This is a genomic window from Bacteroidota bacterium (assembly GCA_026391695.1).
GTDB lineage: Bacteria > Bacteroidota > Bacteroidia > Bacteroidales > JAGONC01 > JAPLDP01.
Window position 1 is genome coordinate 1 of the sequence record JAPLDP010000003.1, and the last position, 2,567, is coordinate 2,567.

Genomic DNA, 2,567 nt, shown 5'->3' on the forward strand with positions numbered 1-2,567 from the left:
TTTTTAATATGCCGTATACAGAAATAAGAAGACGGACGGGTAAATGCGATATCTTATTGTATATCTGAGCGTAAGCAATAATAAAAGGGTAAATCAAGGTAATAAAAATACGGGTAATTACTAACGTGAAAATCTATGATAATAAAGAAACTAATAGGATGTGCGGCCAGAACTGGATTTCGTGCAACATGGCTTCATGTTGGGTCCGCCTCAGGCGGACCACACGAATCCTTATTTATTGTGTGTAGTGCAATTAATTCTTCAAAATATCATCAGCAATTAAAGTGAAAACCCAAGCCAGCTGTAATTTTTATTTGGAAGACTAAATGGAATTATCAAATTTTAAATCTAATTGATTTAAGAGCGAGTTTGATTTAAATTAGTTATCAAACCCGCTCTATTAAAAATTATTAATAGGATTGCTACTGGCTGCTTACGTTCTGATTAATAAACAACTTTGGAAGTCTCTTTCTCCATGCAAAAACGAATAAGCCTAATGCATATAACCCCACATTGAAAATGCCAATTGAAAAAATACCGATTGAAAAAATACCGATTGAAAAGATTCCAATCGAGAATTTACCTGCTGCAAAAACTCCCATGGCATAATCTCCGGAAGCAAAATAGTTAAAACTATAAGTACCTGTACTAAAAAGATTGCCAAATATGGCATGTAAAACTACTCCAATAATCATCAGAGCTACTGCTGTTAATAGAATCCAATACTTTTTCATTTCATTCAAATTTTAAGTTAAAATAATTTGCTAACAAGTGAAACATGCAGCAATATTATTTTAAGACAAGCTAAACCCAAAACTTTAGGGATACATGGCATACATTTGTGATGAAATGCATAAAGTTGATATGAATGGCAACTTTTAGGGATGAATTACATCTGTTGCCGATAAACACTCATTTTATCTTTTAGGCTCTTTGACAGGTTACGTGAAACGGGAATTTCCGTTTCTGTGTTTTTTAAAATCAATCTCAACCCCTGTGAGTTGCCTTTTACCTGAATAATCTTCTTGATGTTTACCAGAAATGCTCTATGGCACTTGACTAAAGAAGGAAATTTATCAAGTTGCATTTCTGTCCGTTTTAAGGCACATCTCAAAATTGTGTTTTTTAATTTATCATCTCTACTATAGAAAATCTCAATATAATTTCCGGTTGACTCGATATATAATAGGTTTGATAATTCTATTTCAAATTTATCTTTGTGGTTATCTGCGATTAAGTATACAATTTGTCTTTCTACTATGTCGTTTTTATTTATCAAGCTACTATTAAAGTCCTTTGCTGATTTTAAGTTTTGGGACAACATAATATTCTGCTGCAATATAGTAAGAACAATAATCGGTATAATGCCAACTACTAAAGTATAAAACTGAAAAATAAAAAATCCATACAAACTCCAAAACGAAAATAAAATACATGAATACAGGTAATTACCTAATCCAATTGTGAAAATTATCCAAATAAGCCATAATAATTGTTTTAATACGGTCCAATATTTTTCAACGAACCATTTTTTAAATATCCGTGAAACAAAAAATAAATTAATAATCAAAATAAAAAAGGTTACACAACCATATCCGGCTATAAAAAGTGTTTTATCTGAATTATGATACTCCGACAATCCAAACGGTTGAAAGATTAGCATGAATAATGCAATGAATAAGCTAATAGGAATAATTATCTTCCATTTATTCCTAAATTGCGGATAGGGTTGGTTTAAATATTCTTTAATCATGTCATCGAATAAGTCAATATCTATGGTATAAACTTATAAAGTGTAGGCTGACTTTTTGCATTACACACAACGCCCCGCATGCAGCCGCAGTGCGGGTTTTAGCAGTCTTTATAATTGAATTTCGTTCTCAAGTTTTTAAGCTCCATTCAACTTTCCCTACCGATAAGACCCGCATTGCTCGGCTGACGGCTTGTTAGGCGGTGTTGTCTTTCTTTTTAATAATAATCAATGTCATATAAAATGAAAAAATTGTCGTTAGTAATTGTAATAATGGGGATATCAAAATCATTAGCACTAGCCATCCAATGAAACTTAATTTTGGATCATAAAGAATTAGAGGATGTCCGAAGTTCTTAAAATCATAGTTCTGATTGAAAAATAACATAATTGCTATACCCCAAATTATTAGCATTAAAAGAAATGTAATAAGAGTTGTTATTATTCCATATTTAATAGATTTTTTTAAAATCTCATTGAAGTCATTGGTTCTTAACAATAGTATTCTAATGATACCCCATCCCGTTAAAAATCCAAACAATATGCAAAAGATTGGAACTCCCATTCCTGCCCCAGCACAAAGAATATCGATGATAATATAGATAAAAAATAACCAACCTAATTTTAGTCCTAATATTTTATTCATCAAGTTTGTTTCTTTTAAAGACAATACCGCCTAACTAAATAGGATTTAATCTGCAAATTACGAAAAAAATAAATATTAAAAACAGAAAGATAGTATTTGCAGATAAATCCGAGTTGAACGAAGCCGTCTGTAAATCAATAAGATCACCCATGTGAAAGCAATATTTTATAA

The 2,567-nt window shown here is 31.0% G+C and carries 3 protein-coding genes; all 3 read right to left on the reverse strand.

Annotated elements, in window-relative coordinates; genetic code table 11:
• Positions 1 to 422 precede the first annotated feature (422 nt).
• Positions 423 to 734: a hypothetical protein gene (locus NT175_00030; GenBank protein MCX6233102.1), complete on the reverse strand. Its 312-nt coding sequence runs from the start codon at positions 732 to 734 to the stop codon at positions 423 to 425.
• 155 nt (positions 735 to 889) lie between these two features.
• Positions 890 to 1,753, reverse strand: coding sequence for a LytTR family DNA-binding domain-containing protein (locus NT175_00035; protein MCX6233103.1), 864 nt, complete (start codon positions 1,751 to 1,753; stop codon positions 890 to 892).
• A gap of 193 nt (positions 1,754 to 1,946) precedes the next feature.
• Positions 1,947 to 2,396 carry a hypothetical protein gene (locus NT175_00040; protein MCX6233104.1) on the reverse strand — a complete coding sequence of 150 codons (450 nt, stop codon included), beginning with the start codon at positions 2,394 to 2,396 and terminating at the stop codon, positions 1,947 to 1,949.
• Positions 2,397 to 2,567: the final 171 nt, after the last annotated feature.